This is a genomic window from Gemmatimonadota bacterium (assembly GCA_026706345.1).
GTDB lineage: Bacteria > JAAXHH01 > JAAXHH01 > JAAXHH01 > JAAXHH01 > JAAXHH01.
This window is the reverse complement of the sequence record JAPOYX010000198.1, coordinates 65783-92489: the sequence shown is the minus strand read 5'-3', so window position 1 is coordinate 92489 and position 26707 is coordinate 65783. Positions and strand designations below refer to the sequence as shown.

The following is a 26707-nucleotide window of genomic DNA, read 5'->3' as shown; positions in this document are numbered from 1 at the left end:
AACAATCGTGTTGCCGGCACAATGAAAAGTTTGGCTATTCAAACATGGCTTCGAATAATATAACGTTTTGTAGGGCTGTCAAGAAAAAAGTGGACAGACCGCGTTTTTTTAGGCACGTGCGTGCACGTACGGAGGCGCGCTGCACAAATGCGTGTTACGGTTGATTTTACGCAGGGTTGAATGTATCTTGTATCTTAGGAGTTTTGTGTCCCGCCAAACCACCCCGGAACCAGAGCATGACGAATACGGTACCTTTCGCGGAACTTTCGGAACAACTCAAGGGCAATGACTTGCCGGATATCCTGGTCAGGGATCATATCGGCAGGATGGCGCCGGCCTATTTCGAGCGATACGAGCCCGAAGTGATCCGGCGCCACATCGGGATGATCAGCCGGCTTGGACCGGACAACGCCGCGGAGGTCGACGTGGAGCCCCTGGACGATTCGACGTGGCGCCTTACCGTCGTGGCCTTCGATTACCTCTCGGTGATTTCCATCCTGTCGGGACTCCTGGCGTCCAACGGACTGAGCATACGCCGCGGGGACGTATTCACCTACGCCGACGCGGAACCGGCCGGCGATCCGGGCAAGCGGTCCTCCCGGCTTCAACGTCGCCGCCGTGTTCGCTCGGGCACTCCGGCCGCGCCGCCGGGCATCACCTCGTCGTCGCTGCGTTCCCGGCGAAAGATCGTGGATGTCTTCCGGGTGCACGCGCCGTCGGAGGAGCCGCCGGACTGGCCCGCCATAACGCTGGAAATCAAGGACGCCATGCGCCGTCTGCGCATGGACAGCGCCGGCGCATTGCAGCGAAGGATCAACGAGCGCGTCGTGGACTACCTCCGTCGCGAGCAGGAAGCGGAGACCTCCTCCATGTTCCCGGTGCATGTGACGATCGACAACGACACCGGGTCCGGGGCGACCCGTCTCGGCATCACGGGCCAGGACACGCCGGCGTTTCTGTACGCCCTGTCGACCGCCCTGGCGCTGCGTAACATCAACATTCGACGCATCGATATCGCGGCCGCCGGAGTCCAGGTACAGGATACGCTCGAGGTGACCGACCGGCGCGGAGCGAAGATCACCGATCCGCGGAAACTCCAGGAACTGCGATTCGTCATCGCGCTCATCAAGCAGTTTACCCACCTGCTGACCCGGGCGCCAAATCCCGCCCAGGCCCTGGAACATTTCAACCAGTTGATCGACCAGGTCCTGGCCAACGTCCGGCCCGGCCGGGCGATGGAAGAGATGTTCGACCAGCTGGAGAAGCAGGAAGTAATCGCCGCGATGGCAAAGCTCTTCGGCACAAGCGATTTCCTGTGGAAAGACTTCCTCAGGATGCAGTACAAGAACCTCTTCCCCGTGCTGCAGGACATCAAGGTGGTCGGAATCGTCAGATCGCGGGAGCAGATGGAAGGCGAACTGGGCGCACGGTTGTCCAGGGTCGGAAGCTACGCCCGCCGCAAGGAGTTGCTGAACCGTTACAAGGATAAGGAGATGCTGCGGATCAGCATGCGCGAGATCCTGGAGCAGCACGAAGACATCCAGGCCTTTTCCCGTGAGCTCACCACGCTGGCCGAGGTGATCCTGGAATCGGCGTACGATATCTGCGACCGGGAGCAGCGCCGGCAATACGGCGCGCCGCTGCTGCCCTCCGGCGCGCCCTGCGTTTTCAGTATCTGTGCGCTGGGGAAATGCGGCGGCAGGGAACTGGGCTGGGCATCCGACATGGAACTGCTGTTCGTCTACGCCGGACAGGGCAGTACGAGCGGCCCCCAGACCGTGTTGAATTCGGAGTACTACGAGCGGCTCGTGCGCATGATCTGCGGCACCATCGAATCCCGGAGAGAAGGCCTGTTCGAAATCGACCTCCGGCTTCGGCCCTACGGCGAAAAGGGCGCGCTGGCCTCGTCGCTCGAGAAGTTCAACGCGTATTTCAACGAAAAGGGCGGCGCCCTGCCCTACGAGCGCCATGCGCTGATCAAGCTGCGCGCCATCGGGGGCGATCCGGTCCTGGGTGCGAACGTCGAGGCCGCCCGCGATGCCTTCGTGTACGCCGACGCCCCGGTCGACGGCCGTTCATGGACCCATCTGCGCGAACGGCAGAACGATGAATTGGTCGAAACCGGCGCCATCAACGTCAAATACAGTTACGGCGGGTTGATCGACATCGAGTACTTCGTACAGGATCTGCAGATTCGCTACGGCGTCGGCAATTCGGCGGTTCGCGGACCGACTACGCTGGAGGCCATGGAAGCGCTGAACGGGGCCGGTTACCTTTCGGACGAGGAGCATGACATGCTCGGCACGGCGTATCGTTTCCTGGTCAGGCTGATCAACGCGCTGCGCATGGTGCGCGGCAACGCCAGGGACCTGGTCCTTCCGGACAAGACGTCCCAGGAGTTCCTGTTTCTCGCCCGTCGTCTGGGTTATGAGGAAGGAAACGGCACCGGACCGGGCGAACAGTTGTGGCGGGACATTGAACGAAACATGGAATGGGCGGCCAGGGCGCTGAGAACCCGTTTCGTCCACAAGTTGTTCGATTAACGGCTTCGGCGCCTTCACTTCCCGGTAATGGCACATGAACCTGCGGCTAAATAAATGGACTATAGGGCTGGGTCTGTTGGCCTCGTTGATACTGGCCGCGAGCCTGGCCGTCTTCATCCTGCTGGGTACCGGTTGGGGCATGGACCAGGTCCGCCGCGCCGTGGAGCGGACCGTACAGGACCGGCTCAACGGACAGGTAACGATCGAACGGATCGAGCTTGGTTTGCGGACGCACCTGGCGATGCGGGGCGTATCCCTTCGCCTTCCGGACATCCAGACCGGCGGGGAAGTCGCGGGAGCGGACGAGATCAGTATAGGCTTCAACGTCTGGGACGCCGTGTTTGGAGAGGCGCCGCTCTACAGCGTCGATATCGACGGATTCCGCATGGCCTACTTCGAAAACGCCGCCGGTAGCGGGAAGAGTTCCCTGTCTCTGCTGCTGGAGGATCCGGCGTGGGACGAGGAAGCGGTCGGGTCATCAGATGAGGGAATGTCCGGCCTGCCCTTTGATCTGCGCGACCTGCGGATCCGGAACGGCACGTTCCGCTATTACGATCCCGCGGATTCCACGGCGGTGAGCGCCGGGGAAGTCGGTTTCAGCGGCGCCGTGCTCCGGCCCTTCACGATGGAAGGCGAAATAGGCGCAGGGCACGTGGCTTACCATATTGGAGGATATGAAGACGCCGTAACGAATATGCGCGCGGACGTATACTTCGAAGGAGACGCCGTTACGATTCACGACCTGACCATGGAATCCGCCCACGGCCCCCCGATGGGATTTCACGTGACCGGCGAGATCTCGACCGCGCGCGAGAATCCCGCCACGCTGGATTTCGCCGCGAACGGACAGGTGGGCGCCATACTGCGGATTATCGGTTTCGAAAACACTATGCCCGGGATCTTCAGCATGACCGGGTCGCTGCGCAACAGTCTGTCCGACCCGGATTTAAAGGCCAGGTTCACATCACCGGTGGTGCGATCGGAGTACGGATCGTTCAATCTGGCCACGGTGGATATGACGTATGCGCGGAATGTGCTCACGGTCGGTCGGTTCCGGGGAAAGCATGAGGCGGGATGGGTGTCGGGACGGGGGTTGCTCGACTTTAGCGGGGAGTCTACCGGATATCGCTTGCAGCTGGAGTCACCCGGTCTCATGCTCTCCGCGCTGCCGCCGGCCCTTGTCGACGACGGAAGCGCGCTCGAGGGAGAAGTGGAATTCGCCTTCGAAATGGAAGGGGGCGGGTTCGACGATGCGCCTCGCAGGGCCGATCTGAACGCTTCTTCCACCCTGGTGAGCATAAACGACCTGCCGCTGCGGGACGTGACGGTATCGGCCGGGTACCGTCGCGGCCAACTCCGGGTCGACCTCCGGGAAGCGTCTTTCCTGGTACACACCGAGGGCCGGCTCGGCACGGATGGAGACATTCAGTTGACCGGTTCGGTTGACGTGAACGACGTCGGAATCCTGCCCCCGCCGCTGGATTTCGCAAAACTTCGTGGTTCGGCCGAACTGGATCTCTACCTGTTAGGCACGCTCAGGCGGCCGACCGTCCGGCTGGGTGGCTGGGTCAGCGGCCTGGCCTATGGCGATGTCCTCCTCGGCGAAACGAAAATCGAAGGTTTTCTGGACGAACAACGCAGCATGACGATCAATGCCGTGCTGGACAGGCTGGAATTCCATGCCAGGACGAATCTGACCGGAGACCAGGCTGTCTCCGGCTACTTCAACGTGCATGACCTCAGGCTCGGAGATTACCTCCGGGGCGAATCCTGGTGGGGACTGGATGCCATTCTTCGCATGCAGGGCGGTATTTCCGGCACCGTTCAACAACCCTCCGTCAAGGGGAAGGGTACCGTCCGAAACCTGGCGATTCAAAACGAAAATCTGGGCGACACCGATCTGGAAATGAAGATCAGCGAAGACCGCCTGGATTTCACTATGACGCGAAACCCCGGCCCCACCGTTTCGGCGGAGGGATCCATCGAGCTGACCGGACAGAACACTTACGATCTGCAGGTCGATCTGGTGCAGACTTCGCTGTCACCTCTCCTCTCCATACTTTCCAAGAGACCGATCGAAGGCGGCACCGGCACGTTCAGCGGGAATATACACGCCGTGGGACTGGCCGGGTATCCCGACCGGTCCGCCATAACGGTCTCCCTTGATTCACTTGATGTACTGATGAACGACCGGATACTGCATTCCGTAGCCCCCTCCACCGTGAAACTCGAGAACCAGGTCATTACCGTGGACGAATTCAGGCTGACGGGTGATTTCGGCCGGATCACGGTCAACGGTACGGCAAGTCTCGCCGCCGATGGGCGGGTCGACCTCGAAACCGTCCTGGAAGACGTGCAACTGGAGTTCCTCTCTCCTTTCCTGGTATCAGAAGGCACGTTCAGCGGCGCCATGGACGGGGTGATATCCCTGGGAGGAACCCCGGGCGATCCTAGCATCAATGGCCTGCTGACCGTTTCGGACGTGCGTTATGCGATAGGAAACAGAACCAACCTGCTTGGCACGGTGACCGCCTCGGCGCTTTACGAAGACCGATTGCTGCGGGTTCCCGTGCTATCCGTGCAAAGCCCTTTGGGACGATCGGATATCGATCTTGCCTATCCGGTCGATCTGCGGTGGGCGCCGGAAGTCCAGCCGGAGTCGCTTCCGTCCGGCGAAAGATACACGGCGTCCCTGGTCGTGGACAACCTGGCCGTAGCGCCCCTGCGTGAGTTCTTCGAGATCGTGCCTGCCGACCTGGACGGGTACATCCGGGGCAGGATCGACGTGAACGGGTCGGTCCGGGACCGCGGCGACGTCAACGGGGTCATGGCGCTGGATTCGCTGAAACTGTTCGGACTCCAGAACGAGTTGGTGAACACGAACCCCGTAAGGCTGCATTTCGACGGGGCCCACATCCATATGGATTCCGTGTCCGCCACGATTCGCCGCATCAACCAACCCGATGACGAGCGGGGCCGGCTTACGATGCGCGGCCGCCTGGCGTACGTCAATGGCGGAACGGGTGCGGGCGCGTCCGACTTCACCATCCTGGGTGAACAGATCAGGATGGACGCCGTAATGGCACTGGCGAATCTCGACCTTCCCCTGGGCGGTAACGTGAATACCCGGATCGAAGTCACCGGTCCGCCCTCCGCCCGGGTCATAGACGCCCGCGTTTCCATGGATCAACCGAGATACAATCAGGCCTCCCTGGACAGCCTCGCCGCCCACTTAGTGTATGGTGGCGGGGAAATCGCCATCCGGGACCTGAGGATTCGCAAAGGCGGCGATACCATAACCGCCCACGGCACCATACCCTATGACCCGGCCCGTAATGAAAGGACCGGCGATGCGACCGGTGTGGAGGATATCGCCCTGACCGTCGAAGGAGACGACATCGACCTGTCTTTCCTGAGTGGCGTCGTGTACGATCTCGAACGCATCGAGGGGAAGGCCGACATCCGCCTGTCCATCGGAGGAACACCCGCTTCACCCCGGTCGGTCGGTCAGGTCACCGTTCGGGACGCGGCGTTGCGGTTCCGTGAGTTCGAACCGACGTTCCGGGCAGACGTGCTCCAGGTCGACGTCGATGGAGGCGCCTTCGGGCTAAAGCCCGTAGCGTTCCGCGCCGGGGACGGCACGGTCCGGGTTTCCGGCGACCTCTTGACGGACAACCTGTCCTTCGCCGAAATCGAAGCCTATGCCGATTTCAGCCAGGCTGAAGTGGAACGGCTCGGTTCGGCCATGCTCATTATCGACGGATCGCTTGCCTGGACCGGCAACCGGGATCGTTCACGGATCTACAATGTAGCCGATCCGATCGTCGTGACTGGCGTGGTTACGCATCCGCTGGATATAGGCGAATTGCTCCTCGACAACGCGATCATACGTCCGCAGGACACGCCGGACCCGTTCCTGGAAAGCATCGCGCTGGACGTAGCCGTGGACGTGACCGACCTGGCCGTCGAGAACAATATCGCCCAACTGACCGTCGAGGGCGGAGTGGCCCTCGGCAATACGGTGCAGAATCCCCTGGTGACCGGAAACGCCGTTGCCGAGGAAGACGGCGTGATCAGGTACCTGGGCGCCACCTTCGAACTGGAAACCGGACGGATCGACCTGACCAGGCGCGTACCGTTGGAGAGCTTCACCGCGTTGATCGAGTACCCGGTAGCGCAGCTCGATCCGGTCCTGAACATTCAGGCCTGGGCGCCCCGCGTGCGCGACATTCACGATACCTATTACGAAGTGGAACTGCTCGCGTCCGGACCGGTGTCGACGGTGACGCCCCAGTTGCGCGCCGCGCCGCGCGACGACAACGCTACGGAGATTCTGGCTTCGGGTTCCCGGTCGCTTGCCGGCCCCGAGGTAATCTACGGGCCCGAGGTCGTCTCCCTGCTGACTTTCGGCACGGCCGGACTCACCAGCCTGGGCACGCCCGATGAATACGCCGGTATGAGAAACAGGGCCTTTTTAATTACCGGCGAAGCACTCGCGGAGGCCTTGTTGAATCTCGACGAAGTCCAGGTCGAGGGCGATCCTTTCTCGATGAACAGCGCCGTTCAGGCCGGATCGCCGGTTCAACTTACCCTCAGCAAGCGGATCAACCGGCGCGCCCGGGTCAGTTTTACCCGATTGTTCCAATCTTCGGAATACTCGCTGCGGGTCGGTTACCAACTGACCGACTTCCTGTATATCGAGACGTTTTCCGATCAATCGGGCGAACTTCCCCAGAATGGAATCGACCTCCAGGTCAAATTCCGGTTTCGGTAAGCCTGCGCCTTTGCATGTAAGGACGACAGGGGACCAAACGGTCAGGCAATTCACATGGTAAAGGGAATGAGGCTTCCCTCGAAGCCAACCGTTGCCGAATCGGGTCGTATCGGTTCATCCCGGACGCGGTATCCCGGTGCGGTCCGGACGCTGTTTCTCCTGGCGATCCTGTACGCTTCCCCCGCTGACGCCCAGCAGTCCGACATCGTCGAGCGCATCGTCGTCGAAGGCAACGCGGCCATCGCCGAGGACCGTATCCTCGGTCTGATCGAAACCAGAACGGACAGTTTTCTTCGACCCAGATTCTGGCAACGCAGTCGAGTGAACAACGCCATCTGGCGGACCGACCTGGCGGCGATAGAGAGTTTCTACAGGAACAGCGGATTTCTGGATGCCAGGGTCCGGTCCGTTCGCGACGAGATTGACGCGGATCGGGTCGCGCTCAGGATCGTCATCGACGAAGGTCCGCGGTACACCGTGCGCGCGGTCAATCTGAACGGCTTCGGATACCTGTCCGAAGACGAGATCCGGCAGAACCTGATTACGCGGGAAGGCCAGGTTTTCTACCGGCTGTCCGCCGCGACGGACAAACGCTACATCCAGCGTCTCGCCGATCGCCGTGCGCTGCTGGACGTGGCGGTGGACTCGAACATCATGCTGCACGCGGAGGACCATTCCGTTACCGTCAACTTCCGGGTTTTCGAAGGGCATCCTGTCAGCGTGGGCGCGATACAGGTCCGAGGTCTGCGGAAGACCCACAAAAACGTGGTGATCCGCGAACTGGAGATCCAACCGGGAGAACTCTACGACAACGCGAAGATATCGTTGAGCCAGACCCGGCTCTTCCAGACGGGCCTGTTCCGCAGCGTGCGCCTGTCTCCCCTGAGGAGCGACACCTCCACTACGGTACGGGACCTGGTGGTGGAGGTCACCGAACTGCCCGGGGGAGAGGTGAGCTTCGGCGCCGGGTTCGCCACGGCCGAACGCTTCAGGGGCAGCTTCAGTGTCGCCTACCGAAACTGGCTGGGCCGGGGGATCACCATTGGCGCCAACGGTCAGATCAGTTCGCTCTTCCAGCACGTCGAGTCGGGGGTCACGCAGCCGTGGTTGTTCCGGACCAGGACGACGGGCATCCTGCGCGCGTTCTTCCGGCGCGAGGACCGCATCAGCCATACCGAGCAGGAAGCGGGCGTGTCCGTGGCGGTCAACCGCGAACTCTCTCGCACCTACCGCAGTCAACTGACCTATACGCTGAAGAACATCGAGGTGTCGTCGTTTAGCGACGAACTGGCCGACCTCCTGCGAAGCGGTTCGGAAGCCGACAGCCTCCGGTCCAGGCGCGAAGGCAGTCTGACCGGGCTTGTGACGTACGACACGCGGAATGATATCCTGAACCCGAAGACGGGATTCTTCGGTCAATTCCAGAGCAGCGTGGCCAGCCCCCTGCTCGGCAGTTCCACGCTCAACCGGAACTCGATACTTACGCTGAGGGCCACAGCCCGTAAATACCTGTCCATTCCCAACGCGCCGGATTTTTCAACTTCTGTCTCGTTCGCCTACGTGAAGGCGCTTAATGAAAACCGCGTACCCCTCGACAGCAGACTGTTCATCGGCGGCGACCGATCGGTGCGGGGGTTCGGCATAAACCGGATCGGCCAGCCCGACGGCGGACTGATCGCCATCAGCGCGCAGCATGAAATCCAGGTACCCCTATCCCGGTTTGACCTGGCCGTATTCGCGGACTGGGGCGGGGTGGGGAAGACGGTGGGTTCTTTCGGATTCGGGGATCTCCTGCTGGGTTACGGGGCGGGAGTACGGGTGAATTCGCCGATCGGTCTGATACGGGGTGACGTGGGCTTTCACAATCAAAGCAAGATCGACCTGCCCAATTCGAGAAAGTACGACCGGACTTTCTTCTATTTCGGGCTGGGACAGGCGTTTTGATTTTTAACGGACGGTGCCTATTCTTAATGCATTCACTATAACGGCGCGGTTACATTCGCAGACTCATACCGGATAGGGAGACATGTTCGCCAAATCAAGACTGCAGGCCTTTACGTACTATAACGAGTTTGCCCGCGCGGACCGATGGCGCGACGACTTTGCCGAGCTCAAGGCCAACGGCTTTCAATACGTTGTCTTGAGAGCCGGATTCGATCTGAGAAACCAACTGACTTCGGAAGACCAGACGAACCGCCTGAAAGAAATGATCGCCGCCGCGGAAGACGCGGGAATCCGGTCGATCCTGCACATCGGCAATCCGAAGGCCTTGTACCTGTTGCCCGACACGCGGGCGTGGCGCCTGGACTATGTACAGCGCGTGACAGAAGTATTCGGGTCCTGCAAGGGATTGTACGCGCTGCAGCTGGAGGACGCGCCGACGGGGGGCAGCGAGTATCCCGAAGACCGCTGGCAACCGGTGATGGAGTCCGTCGAAGGCCGTCTGTCGACCATGGAACTGACCGAAGACGGATATCGGCATGGACGCAGGATCTGGCAGATGGAACAGTATGCCTCGTTCACGGCGGAGGTGGTCAGGGCCGTGAAGAAGGTGAGGTCGAACCTGAAAACGACGGTGGGTTTCCATCTTGACGCTCTCCTTCCCGCCGATACGCTGGTCCATTTTCAGCATACGGCCCGCGCGCTGGACTTCGTCATCATCGATCCGGGATCCCCGCCGTTTCGGTCCGCATCGGATACGGATCGCCTGATCCGCTGGGCGGTGCGCATGTCCGGGACGTTGACGGACAGCGACGTCTGGATGGTCGTGGGATCGCAGGTGGCGCGGAGCAGGTATCAGGCCACGCTTCGGGAACTGCGGGAATGGACACGCGCGGCTTGCGCGCCGGGCGTTTCGGCCGTTGGCTGGCATGCCTGGGACGATACCGAGTGGTGGGAGGACCGCGCCATACGAGGCAGGCCCCTGTCGGAATCGAACCCGGAGCAATGGGCGACGATTGCCGCACTGAGTCGATCGGTGACGGAGACGGAACGCGCGAATGCGCCGGCCCCGGAGTACAGATGCCTGTTTTCGTACGATTCCTTCGCGAGCCGCGAGCCCGGGCTGGACGTGCTGACGCCCCATGGCATCCTCGAAGAAAGTACGGGACTGGAGGTGGGATTCGCGTCCGATCACCAGATTTCAGAAGGAGACAGACTCTCCGGGTGCGATTTGCTTTTCTGTACGCCCTGTCCAACGGTCAAAGACGCGGTCGTCGATCGGTTGATTCGGTACATGCGGGCAGGTGGATGGATCGTGGGTTCGGCCGACGACTTCAGCCTGGACGAGGGGATGCGCCACGGCGCCGCGCGGGAACGCGTGTTCGGCATACGGCGGGAGTCCGTCCTCAATGATCAGGATCGGATCCTGCTGACCGCCGGCTGGCCCGATCTGCCCGAGGGGGCCGCGCTCGACGCGCACCAGTGGCGGGTCCGCCCGGCGGAAACAGACGAAGACGTGCGCTTCATCGGACGGTGGGGCGACGGTTCGCCCGCGGTGTTGTTGAAGCCGCACAAAGACGGCGGCGCATTGTACATGGGTACCGATCCGTACCGGTCGGCGGATAGAGACCGCGACGGCCACTGGCGCGGATTTCTGCGGGCAGTCCTGAACCGGGAAGTGCTCAGGCGCCTGTCGAGGGCGTAGCACCGCGGCCCGCGGAGTACACCGGAACTGCCGGTGCTTATTCAAGATTGGCGTGGCGGGCAAACATGCCGCGCTCGGTTTCATCGAGTTGCGCCATGAGCAGCTTGACGCCGGCATCGAGCATCACGCCGAGGCACTGTTCGAAGAGCGTGGCCATCGGCTGGTGCGACCGAAGTCCCTGGCCGCCGGTCTCTTTCGACGATTTCGGCGTGGGCGCGGGTATGACGACGACCAGGTCGGCCAGCCGGGCGGCGGGCGATCCCGGGTCGGCGGTCGCTACCGCGACCCGCGCGTCGGCCTCGACGGCTTTTCCGGCATAGTGGACGAGGCGTTCCGTTACGCCCGATCCCGATCCGATCAGCAGCAGATCTCCCGATTTGACCGCCGGTGTGGTTGTTTCACCCACCACATGGACCTGAAAGCCGAGTTGCGTGAGCCGCATGGCGAAGGCCTTCATGACGAGCCCGGAACGTCCCGCGCCGGCGACGAAGACCCGTCCGGCCTCCGTGACTTCCCGCACGAGCGCTTCGACTTCTTCGGATGAGACCCGGTTCAGCGTCCGCCGCATCTCGTCGAGGATAGTCCGCCGGATTTCGTCAAACGGGGAAGAGGCTGTCTCGTTATCCATCGGTTCGATGCATGATCTCCCTGATCCGGCGGACCGCCCCGCCGGGATCGACGTTTCCGGTAACGTAACGCCCCACGACCACGATATCCGGATCGTGGGGAACCAGGCGCTCGATCATCCGGGGATTCAATCCACCCGCGACGGCCAGCCCCGCCCGGTGAACTACTGCGCCCACCCGGTCGATTCGTTCCGGTATCGGCGCCGAATCCTCCTGTCCCCGTATGTCAAAAGCCGTGTGAAGACAGATGAAGTCCATGCCGGCCCGGTCCAGCGCATGGGCCAGGCGGACGGCCTCATCCGCTTCGCGTGCGGTGATCAGGTCGGCCATGATCCGGCCTCCGGACTGCTTCGCCTGCTCGGCTGCTTCACAGAGTGTAGTCTGGTGCGCCGTCCCGAGCACGGTTACGATATCCGCTCCCGCGTCGAAGGCAAGGCCCGATTCCAGGGCGCCGGCATCAACGATTTTGAGATCCGCCAGGATCTTCGTTTCGGGATAATCCCGTCTGATCTCGGAGATGATGCCGGTCCCGTAACGGATCAGCAGGGGTGTGCCGAGCTCGATGATATCCACCCCGAAGGCGGTCTCGTCCAGCAGGCGGCGAACCGCTGCGGCGTGGGGAATGTCCAGGGCGAGCTGGAGCAGCATGATGACGGTATTCGCATAGCGGAGGCGGACATCTTACCCGGTCCGCCCGACCTGATCCGGTCTAATCCAGGGGGTCGCCAATACATACCCGGAGCAGGTTCGGATGCTCCGGGAAATCCTTGGTGCCGGCGCCGTAACCGATCCTCCTCAACACCATCCTCGGCATGATACCGTGCCCGTCGGCCGTGGCTTTCAGAAACGCGGCACCGGTCGGTGTAACCAGTTCGCCCTCGATCCCGGTGTGGTAAACCGGCATGTCCCGCATCAGTTCCAGCGCACCCGGGGCGGGGACCGGCATCAGGCCGTGGGCGCAATGGATAAACCCCCGTCCCAACGGCAGTGCCGAGGCGTACACCTGTCGTATGTCGAGCAGGGCCAGGCCTATGCAGGCGCCCACGACGTCGACGATGGCGTCCACCCCGCTGACTTCGTGCAGGTGCACCTCCTGCTTCGAAATGCCGTGTACCTCGCTTTCCGCTGTCGCCAGTTGATCGAACACCCGAGCGGCCTGGTGTTTGACCGGGGCATCGAGTGTGCTGTCTTCGATGACGGAAGTCAAGTCGCTCAGGTGCCTCGCTTCCCCGTGGTCGTGATAAGGTCCGTCCTCGCCGGGTCCTTCGATGATTTCCCGGCCGCTCGAAGTCCGAACGGCGACATCGACCTTGGTTCCCGCGATATGTTGGCGGGTCACCGTCGACCGGCTGAGGCGGTAGCCTTCGAGGGGCATTTTCTTCAGTTCACTGTTCAGGGTATCGAAGTCCAGGCCGGCGTCCACCAGCGCGCCCAGGATCATGTCGCCGCTGATACCGGAGAAGCAATCGAAGTACGCTATGGCCATCGAACCGCCCTATACATAAATGACCGGACGATCACCTCCAATCGTCCGGTCATAAGATCCCATAGGAGAGACTTGCCCGGCTACTTGCGCGGGGCGTCTTCCGCATCCGCGTTCATTTCGGCGTCGGTATCCATTCCGGCGTTCGCGTTCATTTCGGCGTCGGTATCCATTTCGGCGTCGGTATCCATTTCGGCGTTCGCGTTCTCTCCGTCACTGTCGTTGCCGGTTCCCTCTTCCGGCTCCCCGTGCCCGCTTACGCCGTCCGAATCCATCTCCTCTTCCGCCATCTCTTCGTCCGCCATCTCGGCTTCTTTCAATTCCAGGGCCACCAGCAGCTCATCCACGTCCTCCGGCCACGCTTCGTTCATCTCCAGCGCGATGGTCAACTGCTCGGCAACGAGGTCCATGGCCTCTTCCTCGATGCCCATTTCTCCCAGGCTTTCCTTGAAGCTCTTGCCGTCGTACTCGATTTCACCGCCGGAGACAACCGTGAACTGCGCCAACAGGGCCGCCTTCCAGGCTTCCTGGTCGACTCCTTCGAGGTGGCTTTTCAACGTTTCCTCTTCCACGGTCGAGGCAACGAAGTCATCGATCACGCCCATAATCATCTCTTCGCCGCCCAGCCGGTCATACAAGGGGCCGTCCATCACCCATTCCATGTTCGGGTCGTCATGCTGGGCATGCAGGGGCGCGGTGGTTCCGGTCAGCAGCAATAACGCGGAAAGCGCCATGGAAGTCAAAGCCATGCGAATCATTTGAAAGTCTCCTTGTTCCCCGGTCAGGGCACGCTGTTTCAGTCCAGGCCAATCGTTCGCCGTATCTCGTCGAACCCGCCAACGGGATTATACAGGAAGATAGGGGGAGATTCTTTAAAAATCAAAGGGATTCTCCCTCCCTGGCTCCACGGGGAGGGACGGGTTCACAGGAGACAGGTGTCGATGACGTGGGCGACGCCGTCCGCGTCGTTGGTCGGCGCGACCAGGTCCGCCGCGCGCCGCACCGGGTCCGGCGCGTTCCCCATGGCGACGCCGAGTCCGGCGTATTCGATCATGTCCAGGTCGTTGAAGTTGTCACCGATACTGATCATGCGCTCCGGCGCGATTCCGTACCGGTCACCGAGGAAAGCAAGGGCCTTCGCCTTCGACACGCCGGCCGGTACGATTTCCATGCACCAGTAGTCGTCCACCAAAGTGCTGCGCGACATGATGGTGCCGATCCGGTTCCCGTATCCCGTCAGCTCCGCCTCCAGGTCACGCATGGACGAACCTTTTCCGGCGACGGCGATCTGCGCCGGGTCCCGGTCCAGCACCTGGTCCAGACCTTCCACCTGAAAGGCCTTGTCCGCGTTGGCCTCCAGGTAGCGTTCCCGCCAGCCATTGGCCGAACGGGGACGCTCAAACCAGATATACCGGCTTTCCGGCACCGGTTCGTAGACGAGGGGATCGTGTCCCCGCCGCTTGATGAAATCGACCAGGTCGATCGCCAGGGACCGGGGCATGTTGACTGCCCTGAGCAGCGGGCCGTCGAGGGACTCGAGTATGAGGGCGCCGCTGTGGAAGATCAGCGTCGTGGAAGGCGGCACCTGCTCCGCGGCTGCCCGGCCGGAGTTCAGGCTTCTGCCGGTGCAAAGAGCCACGTGTTTCCCGGCCTCGGCGGCCCTTCGAAGCGCCTGGAGCGTCCCGGGAGAGATCTCGCGGCGGGACGTCAGCAGGGTGCCGTCGATGTCGATCGCGATGAGGTCGTAGGACATGGCAGCGGCCGTTGCAGATCAGAGTATGAATCGTTCGATGGCCCGGGCGACGCCTTCGTCGTCCACCGTAGCCGTGACATAATCCGCCCGGGCGCGTATTTCGGGTGTTCCATTCCCCATGGCCACCCCCAGGCCCGCGACGTCGAGCATCTCCAGGTCGTTCAGGTTGTCTCCCACGGCCATGACCTCGGAAAGGCCGATCCCGAGCAACAGGGCCAGCCTGCGCAGCCCTTCGCCCTTGGTAACGCCGGAAGGCATTACCGTGATGACACTGTACCTGCGGTCCCATGGACTGATCTCGAAGACCACCTGCGCGTCCGGCAGCTGCCCCCTTATGTGTGACTCCCGGGACCTGACCCGTTCGTTGCGCTCGGCGACCGTGATACAGGTAATGTCCTGCCGGAGAAAATCGCAGACGTCGTCCACCCGGTGAACGCGGTCGGCGTTCTGCTCGGCGTAGTCGACAAAGGACTGGTTGTCCGGATCGAAGGAGTCATAGTAGAAGTAGCCCACTTCGGGCAGGGGACCGTAGACAATGGGATGAAACCCGATGCTGCGAAACACCCTCACGGCATCCAACGCGACATGACTCGGGAGGTGTCGCAAATACCTGGCACGATGATTGGGTACATCGTAAATCATGGCGCCGTTGTTCAGCACGTACGGCGCGTTCAAAGGCAGATGCCGCACGGCGTCCGCGGCGGACGGTAGGCTCCGCCCGGTACACACGGTGACTTGAACGCCGCTCTCGATCGCGTAATGTACGGCGTCGACCGTGGCATCGGACATTTCTCTGCTGCCGTCGAGCAACGTGCCGTCGATGTCCAGGGCGATGAGACGATACATTCAGAACCGTATCAAAAAAACGGAGACTTCTGGAAAGCCCCCGCCTTTTCGGTTGAACCAATGCAGAAATGGGCGCTAGTGGACTCGAACCACTGACCTCCACGATGTGAGCGTGGCACTCTAACCGGCTGAGCTAAGCGCCCGGCATATGGGCCCGCCAGGACTCGAACCTGGGACCGTCCGATTATGAGTCGGATGCTCTAACCAACTGAGCTACAGGCCCATGATGACCGCCCAGTCAGCATACCCGACAGCCTGGACAAATATAGATGGACGGCGGGTCATCGTCAAGCAAAAGATAGGGGTCGCTCAATCTCCGCGGGCCGTCTGCAGCAGGACTTTTTCCTGGTGCTTGAGTTCCATGTAGGTGGCCATGGCTTCGGTCAATTCGCTGCTTCGCCCATCTTTTTCCATCTGCTTGATCTGTTCCATGAGGCGGGTCATGCTTTCCTTGAGCCGTTTCTGCTTGATGCGTATGATGTGGTCCCGGGCTCTTTGTTCCAGGTGAACACCCGAGTCGACCGTATTGATCAGTTCCGTGATGACCCGGCGGGTCTCGTCGTTGTCGATGGTATCGACCAGGCCGGAGAGGTCATAGGTCCCCTCATCGCCCAGTTTCGCGAAACAGTGTTCGACGATCCCGCGGTACAGGGGACTATTGAAATCCTGTGGCTCCAGTTGCCTCTCGACGAGTTCGGCAATGGCCCGGTCGTTGAGCATGAGCTGGACCAGGCCCCGTTCCACCGGCGCTTCGTCGCGAACCTGTTCGCTCTCGGCCTGAGTGGACCGGCGGTCGCGCCGGACGGCACCCGGGCTCCGAAGTTCCGAGGCCAGCAGGCCCTGCAGCGCCGGAAACCGGTGTTCGGCTTCTTCCCGGTACCGCTCCCGGTGGACCAGGTTCGTCGTCTTCCGGATCAGGTCGGCCAGCGTTCGAAATACCTCTTCCCGGTCGCCGGATTCCTGGAGGTTGGCGTGGAATCCCATGAAATCGGCAATGGAATCGGCCTGTTCGACGCGCTTCAGGAATCCGTCCGGGCCGTGTTCTGCCACGTACGAGTCGGGATCGTATCCCTCCGGCAACCGCACGATACGGGTCCAGAGCCCGGCTTCCACCAGGGGTTCGATCGCGCGCCAGGTCGCCCTCACCCCGGCCTGGTCCGAATCGTAGACCAGGAACGCCTGCTGTCCGTACCGCGCCACGAGCCGGGCCTGATCCCGCGTCAACGCCGTTCCGCACAGGGCGACTACCCCGCGGACGCCGTGCTGATGCAGGCCGAGCAGATCCATGTATCCTTCCACGACGAGTACCCGTCCTTGCTGCCTCAATGCCTCCCGGGCCTGGTACAGTCCGTAGAGCACCTGGCTCTTGCGGTAAATGGGGGACTCCGGTGAATTGAGGTACTTGGGTTGATCCTCGTCGGAAAGGGCTCTCCCGCCAAACCCGACCACGCGGCCTCCCGGCGCCTGTATGGGAAAGACGAGCCGCTTCCGGAAGGCATCGTAGGTCCGCTGTTCGCCGGTCTTGGCCAGTCCGGCCTTGACCAGCCAGGGCGCGTCGATGTCCTGCTTCCGCGCCGCGTTCAGCAGGTCGTTCCAGGAATCGGGCGCGTAGCCGAGCCCGAAGGACTTGATCGTCTCGTCCGACAGCCCCCGTTTCTCGGTATAGCGCCGTACGATCGAACTCTGGCCGCTGTTCATCAGGCGCTCGTGGAAGAACCGGGCGGCAAACCGGGTAACCCGCGCGAGGCTTTCCGCCTCGCTGGAGGCTTCGCGTTCCCGGTACGTATCCGGTATGGAGATATTGAGGCGCCCGGCGATGTGGCGGACCGCTTCCACGAAGGAAACGTTCTCGTGCTCCATGAGAAAGGTGAATACGTTGCCGCCCTTGCCGCACCCGAAACAATGGAAGATCTGGCGTTCCGGGTTCACGCTGAATGAAGCCGTCTTTTCGTCGTGAAAAGGACAGAGTCCCAGGTAGTTTCTACCCGATTTCCGCAGCGTGACGTAGTCGGACACAACGTCCACGATGTCCGCCTGCGACCGGATCGAATCGATGAGGTCGTCCGGTATGCGCGCCAAGGCTCTCTCCCCATGTATGCCGGCCGGCTTCAGCCGGTGCTTTCATGAACCTCACACCAGGTCGCAGGCTTCGGGCGGCATCCAGTGCGCGTCCCGGTTCTCCCATTTCACGTTGCAGCCGATGGGGTTGGTAAGCGGCGTGCGTACCGGCCTGCCCGCCGTGATATCGTCGAGGGCCGCTTCCAGGTCGTTTTCCGTAATCCCGTCCGCGTCCCTGGGACTGTCGACTCCGCGGCCGGTATAGACCAGGTTGCGGTTCCGGTCGAAGATATAGAAGTGGGGCGTTCTGAGGGCGCCGTAGGCCCGCGCGGTATCCTGGGACAGGTCGCGCAGGTAGACCCAGGGAAAACGATGGACATTCATGCGGCTGACCATGTGATCGAAGTCGTCGTCGGGATGGGTAACCTCGCTGTTGGAGTTGATCCCGACGAAACGGACCCCCCTGGAAGCGTACTTTTCCACGGTCCCGCGCGTGACTTCGTCGGATCCCGTCACGTAGGGGCAGTGATTGCAGGTGAAGAACACCACCAGAGTTTCCGCGCCGGCGAAATCCTCCAGGCCGTACGTCCTTCCGTCCGTCGCCGGAAGGGAGAACCCCGGCGCCGCTTCGCCCAACTGCAGCGTAAAGGCCATGATTGCTCCTCCTGATGAAACGCGAGACTTGAATGCGTATGGGGATTCGTCTTGCCGCGATCCGACTCTTTACCGGCCCGCCGCCTCCGTGTCGCCGCGGTGCCGCTACCAGGACCGCGCTTACGCTTTCATCTGCACGATGGTCACCCCGGTGCCCCCGTCCCGCTGTTCGGCGAAATGGGAGGATTTGACCAGGGGGTGGGTCTGCAGAAACTCCTGGATTGCGCTGCTCAGCGCGCCCGTGCCCTTACCATGCAGTATACGGATTTCGTTGAGGTCATCAAGGGCGGTCTGGTCGATGTAGCGGTCGACGGCGTCGATGGCCTCCCTCGCGCGAAAACCCCGCACGTCCAGTTCCGAAAGGGCAACGCGGGGCCGGTCCACCCGTACTTTGACGGGATTCGCCGAAGTTCCGCCTGACTTTTCCGAATCCGGTTTATGAAGGCTGACCTCGGCCCGCCGCGCCGTGATCTCCATCCTGCCGGTCCGGATGCGCAGGCGGTCTCCCTGGTCCTGGAGCACCGTGCCCGCCTGCCGAAGCGATCCCACCCAGACCTCGTCGCCGACCGAAACGGACTGCCCGGGCGTTCCCTGGCCGGTGACCGAAGCATCGGGTTCGGCAGGCGGTCCGCCCGAGCCGGCGACCGGATCGCCGGGGCCGGCAGGGGGCGTGTCCGCATCCACGGAATCGAGCATGCTTTGAAGCAGCGCGCGCTGGTCCCTGATCGTATCGCGGGCCTTCTCCACGACCCTGGACGCGGCCTGTTCCCGGCGGACGTCGGCCACCGCCTGGTCGACGGCGTCCCGGGCCTCTTTCAGCAGCCGGTCCGTCTTTTCGCGGACGGAAGCGATCACTTCGCGTTCTTTCTGCCTGTAGGCGGCGATCTGACTTTCGTAGTGTAGCTTCAGGGCGTTCAGCTCATCGCGGAGTTTTTCGGCCTGTTCCTGCGCGTCGACGAGCAGTTCGTGCTTCCGGTCCACCTCCATGATGACTTCGTCGAGGCGCCGTTCGGCGGTGCCCATGAACCCGGAAGTCCGCTCGAGGACGTCTTCGGGCATGCCGAGCCGGCTCCCGATCTCGATGGCGTAGCTGGCGCCCGGGATCCCCTGCCTGAACTGGAAGGAGGGTGTGAGGGTTTCCACGTTGAAGACCATCGAACCGTTTTCGACCCTCTCGGTTCGCGAGGCGAAGGCCTTGAGCGCGTCGAAATGGGTCGTGGCCGCCGTGACGGTTCCCCGCAGGGTAAGCGACTCCAGGATGGCCATGCCCATGGCCGAGCCCGCCGAAGGGTCCGTGCCGGCGCCCAACTCGTCGAGGAGCACCAGGGTGCGTTCATCGGCCTCGTCCAGTATGGTTCGTATATGTCCAAGGTGGGCCGAGAAGGTGCTCAGATTCGCCTCGATCGATTGCTCGTCCCCGATATCCGCGAAGATGGCATCGAACACGGCGATTTCGGTGTCGTCGTCCGCCGGTATGTGCAAGCCGGCCTGTGCCATCACGGTCATGATTCCGACCGATTTCAGGGCGACGGTCTTGCCGCCCATGTTGGGACCGGTAATCACGAGCGTTTTCGCGTTTTCGCCGACTTCAAGGTCCAGCGGAACGACGGCTTCGCACTGGTCCGACAGCTGCAGGATGGGGTGCCGGGCGTTGCGCAGGACGATGCGCCCATCGGTATTCAGCCGCGGCGGCGTTGCCCGCAGGTCGAGGGACAACAGGGCCGCGGCGTGATAGAAGTCGAGTTGCCCCAGGAGCCCGTAGGATACGGCTATGGCCTCCACCTGCCGGTGCACCTGGTCCGTCAGGGTCAACAGAACGCGTTCGATCTCGTGGGCTTCCTCGACGACCAGTTCGCGAAGCCGGTTGTTGAACTCCACGACGCCCATGGGTTCGACGAAAACCGTGGCGCCGCTGGCGGACTGGTCGTGGACCACGCCCTGCACCTGGCCGCGATGATCCATCCGCACGGGGACCACGTATCGCCCGTCCCGCATGGTGATGACCGGGTCCTGCAGCGCCCGGGCTCCGGTTTCGGACTGAATGAACCGCTGCAGCCAGTTCCGCGCGCGTTCCCTCGTGGTCTGCTGGTCCGTGCGGGTCCGGCGTAACGCGGGGCTGGCCTGGTCGCGTATGTTCCCGTCGGCGTCGATCGCGTGCCCGATGGATGTTTCGATTTCCTGGAAATCTCCCAGGCCGGCGGTAAGGGATCGGACGTGGGGGACGGCGGAGCCGTCGCGCAGCCGTTGGCCGAACGCCCGCATGAGGCGGCTTACCCGGAGGGTGTCGGCTATGTCAAGAAGCGCCTGGGGTTCCAGCCTGGCGCCGGCTACGCCCGCCTCTTCCAGGGATTCTCCGATGTCCTTGATGCTCCGCAGGGGAACGGTTTCGGCCTGGTCCAGGAACCCGCGCATCTCGGTGACGGTCTGCAGGTTCTTCCGGATCACGACGACGTCGTTGCCTGGTTCCAGGGACATGGCACGGCGGTCGCCCGACGCGGAGACCGTCCTTTCCGATACCATGGTCCGCACGGCATCGAATTCCAGTACGGTCAGCGTATGGGGAGGGATACCGGGTTTCATGCTTGTTCCTGTTACCCGTCCAGTTACCCGGATCGGTCCATGCGCGCGGTATGTTCGGCCGGCGATCCGCACGGGCGGCCGCTATCGACCAGTATTCCGATCCGCGGCGCGGAACCGAGGTAGCGTTCCAGTTCGTCCATGAGAGGCGGGGAACCGGGGTCTACCCGGTCCATCACGGAATCGATGATGGCCGGGACGATGGACAGGGTCTCCGGCGCAAGGGACGATTCGTCCAGGTGCGCTCTGGTCGTACCGGAGAACGGTATGAATACGTACAGGATCAGCAGCAGGCTGGCGATGACGCATCCCCGCGCACCCCCGAGCAGAAAGCCGGTCACGCGGTCGAGGAGAGACTTTGAAGCGCCCCGTAACCACCGGCCGATCACACCGGTTACGGCGTTGGTCAGCGCGAGCGCGAGTCCGAGGCAGGCGAACAGGCTGAGCCAGTGCAGCCAGCCGGAGGAAACGCCGGTCACGCGGCCGAGGAGGTCGGACACCAGGCCGAACTGGGTCAGTGAAATGACCACGGCCACGACGATTCCCGCCAGGTCCAGCAGGCTGCCGGCGAACCCCTTGCGATAGCCGGCTGCCATCTGGTAAAGGACGAGAATCACGATGGCGATATCGATCCAGTTCATGGCATCAAAACACAGAAAGCCTCTCCGGGGTTTCGGAGAGGCTTCGTAAAAGGACCGTCGCTGCCCGCGAATTTAACGGAATCATCCGGTCCGCATGGCCGGCGTTGCCAGGCATGCCCGCACGATGTCGTTGACGAGCCTGCCGTCTGCCCGGCCCTTGACACGAGGCATGACCGCCCCCATCACCTTGCCCAGGTCTCTTGGTCCCGTGGCCCCGGACTGATCGATGGCTTCCCGAACCACGGATCTGATCTCTTCTTCGGACAGCTGATCCGGAAGATAGGACGCAAGGATCTTCAACTCTTCTTCGGCCTCGGCGACCAGGTCCTTCCGATCCCCCTTGACGGCGAACTCCAGGGCCTCTCTACGGGACTTGATCAGGGAGGAGACCACTTCGATCACTTCCTCGTCCCGCAGTTCGTTCCCTTGGGCGATTTCCCGGTTCTTGATCTGCGCGCGTATCATGCGAACCAGGCCGAGGCGGACGGTTTCCCGGTTCCTGAGTGCCGATTTCATATCATCCGTCAAACGCTCTTTGAGCGTCATGACCCGCTCCGGTGGATCAGTATCTTTCCTGCTGAAGCCGCTTCTGATTCTTCCGCTTCGCCGCGTTCAGCTTGCGCTTGCGTTTCGCGCTCGGCTTTTCAAAATGCTGATGCTTGCGTATCTCAGACATGATGCCGACTTTTTCGCAAGTCTTGGTAAAACGCCGCAGGGCCTTTTCGAACGGTTCTCCTTCCCTGACACGAATACCTGGCATCCTCACACCCCCTCTCATGCCACTCGAATCGGGTGAACCAAGTCTTACTCTTCGTCTCTGTTTCAGCCTTCATAATATGCCATGGACCGGTTTAAAAAGCAAGGAGTTAATTTCTCCGATCCCGATATGCGCCGTTCGTCCCGTCCGTCGCCGCTCAAGCGGCCAGTTCGGGCATTTTACGTCCCCCGAGCAGGTGCATGTGGAGATGGAAGATGGTCTGGCCTCCGTCCCGGCCGCAGTTGACGATCAACCGGTACCCATCGGTATGGACGCCGGACTCCCGGGCGATCCGGTTCGCCGCCGCCGTGAGCCGGCTCATGACCCCGGTCGTGTCGCCGCCCAGGGCGGCGACGGTTTCGATATGCGCGCGCGGCACGACGAGGATATGCACCGGTGCGGCGGGGTTTATGTCCCGGAAGGCCACGACGTGTTCGTCTTCGTAGACGAATTCGGTGGGCAGCGATCCGGCGGTGATCCGGCAGAACAGACACTCGGACATGTTATCGTCCTCCATGGAGCTTCGTGCGTGACGCGGGACCGGGATGTCCGCCGGCCGCCGTCAGACGGCATCCAGCGCCGCCATGAGCAGGGTCAGCCCCGCGATGGACGCCGTATCGGACCGAAGGCGCGAACGTCCCAGGGAAACCGTTTGAACGCCCGCTTCCCGGGCCATGGCGATCTCCTCCCGGGTGAATCCGCCCTCGGGGCCGATCATCAGCAGGACGCGCCTGGCTTCCGCGCCGAGGCCCGTCGCGAGGGCCGGGCTCCTTTCCCTTTCCTCTTCCCAGGCGATCAGGGCCAGGTCGTAGGATGACGCGGTTCCCACGATATCCACCAGGTTCGTGACCGGGACGATCCGGGGCAGCCGGGCGCGCAGCGATTGTTTCATTGCGCTCCGGGCAATGCGCCGCCAGCGCTCCAGCCGTTGATTGCCCGGTTCGCCGGCCGGCCTGCCGCCCGCCACCGTCCGGGCGCTGCGCATGGGAAGGATGACGGCGACGCCCAGCTCCGTTGACTTCTCGACGACCGCGTCCAGCCGCGACCCCTTGAGCAGCGATGGCGCGAGCGTGACTTCGGGCGATTCCGCCTCGCGGTCTCTCCGGCGGTCCCGGATCTCGATTTCGATCTCCGGTTTCACGCGAACGAGTACGCCGTCGTAGATCCAGCCTTCGCCGTCTACGAAACGAACGGCATCCCCGGGTTTCTTCCGCAGTGCGCGCGTCAGGTGTTTCTGTTCGTCCTCGTCCGTAACGAAGGCCGCGTTCCCCGAGATCCGGTCCGGGGGCACATAGCTGAATTCCATCGTTTCCGCCGATCACGGCACGCCGGGCCGCCCGGTCGCAAGACGGACCGCGCCGGCCCACCATACGCCCCGGGTCTCCCGTTCGAGTAAAGTAAAACCCCCGTCTTTCAGCGTGGCCTCGAATGACGGGGCTTCCTTGATGAGCAAACCGGACAGGATCAACTCACCGGCAGGGTGGAGACGGGCAGAGAAACCGGGAAGCATGGCGGTCAGGCTGGCCGCGCTGATATTGGAGACCACGATCCGGTACCGTCCGTCGATTGCGGGATGATCCAGGCGGCCGGCATATACATCGACCCGGTCGGCTACCCCGTTCAGCCGGGCGTTCTCCAGCGCGTTTCCGATGGTCTCGGGATCGATGTCGATGCCTGTCGCCCGGGAAGCGCCCAGGAGGACCGCGGTGATGGAGAGCACGCCGGACCCCGATCCCACGTCGAGTACCCGGTCTCCCGGCCGAATCCGTTTTTCCAGTTGCCGCAGGCACAGTTGCGTGGTCTCGTGCCCGCCCGTGCCGAACCCCGTGCCCGGGTTGATCCGGACTGCGAGAAGTCCGTCGGACCGGGGTACCTCGGACCAGGGCGGGGCGACCATGAGCCGGTCCGAAATCCGGACGGGCGCTACCTGCGCTTTCCATTTCCCGGCCCAGTCGTCTTCAGCAACCCTGCGCGTGGAGATCCGGCATGGGCCTTCCGCCTCGCCCAGGCCGCGAAGCGCTTCCCAGAGGTGGGCGATCCGGTCTAGCTTCTCGTCCACTCCGGGCCGATCGGCCCAGAACCCGGTCACGCATTCGGATGCGCCGGCACGTCCGTCCCCGGATTGCAGGACGCCGCTGGAACCCAGCTCCCAGAAGGCGTTGACGATCGCTTCTTCGGTTTCGGGCGAGACGGCTATGGTGACTTCAACCCAGTGACGCATAGGCGAGGATCAGGCGGCAACCGGGCCCGGGTTCGTGTGGCTGCACCGGCTTCAGTCGCCGAACAACTCTTCCCGGATCCGATTGAAGAATCCCCGGTCGTTTACCGGCGTCTTTCCGCTGTTCAACCGGGACAGCTCCTGGTACAGTTCCTTTTCCCGGCCGGTCAGTTCCGTTGGCGTCCAGACGATGACCTTTACGAGCTGGTCGCCCTGGCCGTACCCGTTGAGATAGGGCATGCCCTTGCCCCGCAGCCGGAACACCTTGCCGAACTGGGTACCGGGAGGGATGGAGAGCCGGACCTTGCCCGTAAGGGTCGGGACCTCCACCTGGTCGCCCAGGGCCGCCTGGCTGAAACTGAGCGGCATGACGTAGATGATGTCGTCATCCTGCCGTTCGAATAGCTCGTGGGGTTCCTGTTCGATGACGACGAGCACGTCGCCCGCCGTTCCGCCGCGGATACCCGCGTGGCCCTGGCCCTGGAGGCGCATGTAGTTCCCGTCGCCGGCGCCGGTCGGGATATCCACCTTGACCGTGACCGTCTTCATCTGTCTGCCCTGCCCCTCGCACGTGGCGCAGGGCCGGTCTATGGTCTTTCCTTGCCCCTGGCAGTTCGGACAGGTCGTCACGTTCATCACGACGCCGAAGAGGGAGTTCGCGCGTTGCTGAACCTGGCCCTGCCCCTGGCAGGTCGGGCAGGTCCGCACGCCGTTCCGGTCGGCGGCGCCGATGCCGTCGCAGTGGTCGCAGGGTACGTAACGCTTGATTCGAATCGTCTTGCTGACGCCCTGGGCCAGTTCCTCCAGGGTCAGCCTGAGGTTCACCCGGAGGTCCTCGCCGCGGTTGCTTGCCCTTCCGCGGGTCCGGCCGCCGAAGAAGTCGCCGAATATGCTGCCCCCGAACAGGTTCCCCAGGATGTCCTCGAAGTCGCCGGCGTGGGTAAAGTCCCCCCACTGGAAGCCGCCCGAGCCGAAGTCGCCCGCCACGCCCTGGTGGCCGAACCGGTCGTAACGCGTACGCTTGTCCGGATCACTCAGCACTTCGTAGGCTTCGGCGGCCGTCTTGAATTTCTCTTCCGCCGCCTTGTCGCCCGGATTCCGGTCCGGGTGATACTGCATGGCCAGCTTCCGGTACGCCTTCTTGATTTCGTCCTCGGATGCCGAGCGCGCGACGCCCAGGGTATCGTAGTAGTCCTGTTTATTCATCTTCCACTGGATCCGATTTTCCGCCGTTGTCCTGGTTCGCCTGATCCGCCTGGACCGGCGCTTTCGCCGTCGCGCGCGTCACGATGACCTTGGCCGCGCGCAGGACCTTTTCATTAAGCGTGTACCCCTTTTCGACCACGTTGATCACCGTGTCGGCCGGATGTTCTTCGTTTTCTACGGCCATGACGGCTTCGTGCCGCGTGGGATCGAAGGGCGTTCCCTCCGCCGCGATCTCCTTCATGCCCGCCTTCTCCAGTTTCTCCAGGAACTGCTGGCGGATCATCTCGAAACCCTGGGCGAAGGACCGGGTCTCCTCGGAGGTCTGCGGAGCCTGGAGGGCCCTTTCCATGTTGTCGAGGATGGGCAGCAACTCGGTGATCAGCGATTCACCCGCGTTTTTTACCAGCGCGGTGAACTCGCGGCCGGTACGTTTCTTGTAGTTGTCGAACTCGGCGGCCAGGCGTACCAGGCGGTCCTTGTACCGCAGGGCCTCCTCGGCCAGTCTGGCCTGTTCATCCTCTTCCGTATCGGTCGGAGCGCCATCCAACTTCTCCGCGGGGTCCGCTTCTCCGTCGGACGCGGACTCGACGTTCCGGTCTTCCGCCTCGGCCGCCGGGCCATTTCCCGATTCGGCGCCATGGTCCGGTCCTGCTTCGGAATCCGGCCCGGCCCCGGGGTCGTTTTCCTGCGCCGCGGTCCCGGTCGCTTCCGCTACGTCACCGGGCGTTGCCGCAGACTCCACTCCGGCTTCCTCTTCCTTGCCCATAATGGTTTACAACCTCCAGTCTCTAACCCGTAACAACCTCGTGTCTATATTCGTTTCTATATTATTCGGTCCGCGCGGTCACACCCGGTCGCGCCCGGAATGCCAAAACGAAGCGGGCGTGATCGCTCACGTCCGCTGGTAAACTGGATCGGGACGAAA

General features: G+C 62.6%; 21 protein-coding genes and 2 tRNA genes. 4 read left to right on the top strand and 19 right to left on the bottom strand.

All coding sequences use genetic code 11. The annotated features are described in order from the left end of the window. Nucleotides 1–236: 236 nt before the first annotated feature. The 4 genes from OXG98_13535 to OXG98_13520 all read left to right on the top strand — a co-directional run bounded on the left by OXG98_13535 (nt 237) and on the right by OXG98_13520 (nt 10963). Nucleotides 237–2543, top strand: coding sequence for a hypothetical protein (locus tag OXG98_13535; GenBank protein ID MCY3773024.1), 2307 nt, complete (start codon nt 237–239; stop codon nt 2541–2543). 34 nt (nt 2544–2577) lie between these two features. After that, complete coding sequence (locus tag OXG98_13530) at nt 2578–7317, top strand: translocation/assembly module TamB domain-containing protein (protein MCY3773023.1); 4740 nt, start codon at nt 2578–2580, stop codon at nt 7315–7317. 54 nt (nt 7318–7371) lie between these two features. Then, nucleotides 7372–9261 carry a BamA/TamA family outer membrane protein gene (locus OXG98_13525; protein ID MCY3773022.1) on the top strand — a complete coding sequence of 630 codons (1890 nt, stop codon included), beginning with the start codon at nt 7372–7374 and terminating at the stop codon, nt 9259–9261. Nucleotides 9262–9343: 82 nt separating this feature from the next. After that, on the top strand, nt 9344–10963 hold the full coding sequence (locus OXG98_13520) for a hypothetical protein (protein MCY3773021.1): 1620 nt from the start codon (nt 9344–9346) through the stop codon (nt 10961–10963). Nucleotides 10964–11000: 37 nt separating this feature from the next. On the opposite strand, the gene hxlB is transcribed toward OXG98_13520, so the two are convergent. The 19 genes from hxlB to grpE all read right to left on the bottom strand — a co-directional run bounded on the left by hxlB (nt 11001) and on the right by grpE (nt 26548). Next, nucleotides 11001–11591: a 6-phospho-3-hexuloisomerase gene (gene hxlB / locus OXG98_13515; protein ID MCY3773020.1), complete on the bottom strand. Its 591-nt coding sequence runs from the start codon at nt 11589–11591 to the stop codon at nt 11001–11003. Then, nucleotides 11584–12237: an orotidine 5'-phosphate decarboxylase gene (locus OXG98_13510; GenBank protein MCY3773019.1), complete on the bottom strand. Its 654-nt coding sequence runs from the start codon at nt 12235–12237 to the stop codon at nt 11584–11586. Before OXG98_13510 ends, hxlB begins: the two co-directional genes overlap by 8 nt. 61 nt (nt 12238–12298) lie before the next feature. Further along, nucleotides 12299–13075 (bottom strand): LarC family nickel insertion protein, encoded by a 777-nt coding sequence (locus tag OXG98_13505; GenBank protein MCY3773018.1) that lies wholly within the window; start codon nt 13073–13075, stop codon nt 12299–12301. A gap of 80 nt (nt 13076–13155) precedes the next feature. Beyond that, entirely contained in the window at nt 13156–13830 is a 675-nt protein-coding gene (locus OXG98_13500) for a hypothetical protein (GenBank protein ID MCY3773017.1), read from the bottom strand. A 164-nt stretch (nt 13831–13994) separates the two neighbouring features. Then, a complete protein-coding gene (locus OXG98_13495) occupies nt 13995–14825 on the bottom strand; it encodes a Cof-type HAD-IIB family hydrolase (protein MCY3773016.1) in 831 nt (276 codons plus the stop codon). Between the two features lie 18 nt (nt 14826–14843). Then, nucleotides 14844–15671 (bottom strand): HAD family hydrolase, encoded by an 828-nt coding sequence (locus OXG98_13490; GenBank protein MCY3773015.1) that lies wholly within the window; start codon nt 15669–15671, stop codon nt 14844–14846. A 69-nt stretch (nt 15672–15740) separates the two neighbouring features. Continuing rightward, nucleotides 15741–15814 (bottom strand) — tRNA-Val (locus OXG98_13485). Between the two features lie 6 nt (nt 15815–15820). Then, nucleotides 15821–15894 (bottom strand) — tRNA-Ile (locus OXG98_13480). 86 nt (nt 15895–15980) lie between these two features. Further along, nucleotides 15981–17750, bottom strand: a complete 1770-nt coding sequence (dnaG, locus tag OXG98_13475) for a DNA primase (protein ID MCY3773014.1) — start codon at nt 17748–17750, stop codon at nt 15981–15983. Between the two features lie 51 nt (nt 17751–17801). Next, nucleotides 17802–18383, bottom strand: coding sequence for a thioredoxin family protein (locus tag OXG98_13470; protein MCY3773013.1), 582 nt, complete (start codon nt 18381–18383; stop codon nt 17802–17804). A 120-nt stretch (nt 18384–18503) separates the two neighbouring features. Further along, nucleotides 18504–20963 carry a Smr/MutS family protein gene (locus OXG98_13465; protein MCY3773012.1) on the bottom strand — a complete coding sequence of 820 codons (2460 nt, stop codon included), beginning with the start codon at nt 20961–20963 and terminating at the stop codon, nt 18504–18506. A gap of 23 nt (nt 20964–20986) precedes the next feature. Then, the gene (locus OXG98_13460) at nt 20987–21601 is read right to left on the bottom strand and encodes a CvpA family protein (GenBank protein MCY3773011.1); all 615 of its coding nucleotides are present in this window, start codon (nt 21599–21601) and stop codon (nt 20987–20989) included. Nucleotides 21602–21682: 81 nt separating this feature from the next. Continuing rightward, nucleotides 21683–22147, bottom strand: coding sequence for a GatB/YqeY domain-containing protein (locus OXG98_13455; GenBank protein MCY3773010.1), 465 nt, complete (start codon nt 22145–22147; stop codon nt 21683–21685). Nucleotides 22148–22163: 16 nt separating this feature from the next. Next, the gene (gene rpsU, locus OXG98_13450; GenBank protein MCY3773009.1) at nt 22164–22361 is read right to left on the bottom strand and encodes a 30S ribosomal protein S21; all 198 of its coding nucleotides are present in this window, start codon (nt 22359–22361) and stop codon (nt 22164–22166) included. 154 nt (nt 22362–22515) lie between these two features. Next, on the bottom strand, nt 22516–22860 hold the full coding sequence (locus OXG98_13445) for a histidine triad nucleotide-binding protein (protein ID MCY3773008.1): 345 nt from the start codon (nt 22858–22860) through the stop codon (nt 22516–22518). 60 nt (nt 22861–22920) lie between these two features. Beyond that, entirely contained in the window at nt 22921–23664 is a 744-nt protein-coding gene (locus OXG98_13440; GenBank protein ID MCY3773007.1) for an RsmE family RNA methyltransferase, read from the bottom strand. A 12-nt stretch (nt 23665–23676) separates the two neighbouring features. Next, nucleotides 23677–24579: a 50S ribosomal protein L11 methyltransferase gene (prmA, locus tag OXG98_13435; protein ID MCY3773006.1), complete on the bottom strand. Its 903-nt coding sequence runs from the start codon at nt 24577–24579 to the stop codon at nt 23677–23679. A 51-nt stretch (nt 24580–24630) separates the two neighbouring features. Beyond that, entirely contained in the window at nt 24631–25782 is a 1152-nt protein-coding gene (gene dnaJ / locus OXG98_13430; GenBank protein MCY3773005.1) for a molecular chaperone DnaJ, read from the bottom strand. Continuing rightward, nucleotides 25775–26548: a nucleotide exchange factor GrpE gene (grpE, locus tag OXG98_13425; protein MCY3773004.1), complete on the bottom strand. Its 774-nt coding sequence runs from the start codon at nt 26546–26548 to the stop codon at nt 25775–25777. The genes dnaJ and grpE overlap by 8 nt, the downstream gene beginning before the upstream one ends. Nucleotides 26549–26707 lie beyond the last annotated feature (159 nt).

Coding starts and splice junctions, on each gene's coding strand:
- OXG98_13535 (MCY3773024.1), top strand. CDS start 237: ATGACGAATACGGTACCTTTCGCGGAACTTTCGGAACAACTCAAGGGC.
- OXG98_13530 (MCY3773023.1), top strand. CDS start 2,578: ATGAACCTGCGGCTAAATAAATGGACTATAGGGCTGGGTCTGTTGGCC.
- OXG98_13525 (MCY3773022.1), top strand. CDS start 7,372: ATGGTAAAGGGAATGAGGCTTCCCTCGAAGCCAACCGTTGCCGAATCG.
- OXG98_13520 (MCY3773021.1), top strand. CDS start 9,344: ATGTTCGCCAAATCAAGACTGCAGGCCTTTACGTACTATAACGAGTTT.
- hxlB (MCY3773020.1), bottom strand. CDS start 11,591: ATGGATAACGAGACAGCCTCTTCCCCGTTTGACGAAATCCGGCGGACT.
- OXG98_13510 (MCY3773019.1), bottom strand. CDS start 12,237: ATGCTGCTCCAGCTCGCCCTGGACATTCCCCACGCCGCAGCGGTTCGC.
- OXG98_13505 (MCY3773018.1), bottom strand. CDS start 13,075: ATGGCCATAGCGTACTTCGATTGCTTCTCCGGTATCAGCGGCGACATG.
- OXG98_13500 (MCY3773017.1), bottom strand. CDS start 13,830: ATGATTCGCATGGCTTTGACTTCCATGGCGCTTTCCGCGTTATTGCTG.
- OXG98_13495 (MCY3773016.1), bottom strand. CDS start 14,825: ATGTCCTACGACCTCATCGCGATCGACATCGACGGCACCCTGCTGACG.
- OXG98_13490 (MCY3773015.1), bottom strand. CDS start 15,671: ATGTATCGTCTCATCGCCCTGGACATCGACGGCACGTTGCTCGACGGC.
- OXG98_13470 (MCY3773013.1), bottom strand. CDS start 18,383: ATGGCCTTTACGCTGCAGTTGGGCGAAGCGGCGCCGGGGTTCTCCCTT.
- OXG98_13465 (MCY3773012.1), bottom strand. CDS start 20,963: ATGAAACCCGGTATCCCTCCCCATACGCTGACCGTACTGGAATTCGAT.
- OXG98_13460 (MCY3773011.1), bottom strand. CDS start 21,601: ATGAACTGGATCGATATCGCCATCGTGATTCTCGTCCTTTACCAGATG.
- OXG98_13455 (MCY3773010.1), bottom strand. CDS start 22,147: ATGACGCTCAAAGAGCGTTTGACGGATGATATGAAATCGGCACTCAGG.
- rpsU (MCY3773009.1), bottom strand. CDS start 22,361: ATGCCAGGTATTCGTGTCAGGGAAGGAGAACCGTTCGAAAAGGCCCTG.
- OXG98_13445 (MCY3773008.1), bottom strand. CDS start 22,860: ATGTCCGAGTGTCTGTTCTGCCGGATCACCGCCGGATCGCTGCCCACC.
- OXG98_13440 (MCY3773007.1), bottom strand. CDS start 23,664: ATGGAATTCAGCTATGTGCCCCCGGACCGGATCTCGGGGAACGCGGCC.
- prmA (MCY3773006.1), bottom strand. CDS start 24,579: ATGCGTCACTGGGTTGAAGTCACCATAGCCGTCTCGCCCGAAACCGAA.
- dnaJ (MCY3773005.1), bottom strand. CDS start 25,782: ATGAATAAACAGGACTACTACGATACCCTGGGCGTCGCGCGCTCGGCA.
- grpE (MCY3773004.1), bottom strand. CDS start 26,548: ATGGGCAAGGAAGAGGAAGCCGGAGTGGAGTCTGCGGCAACGCCCGGT.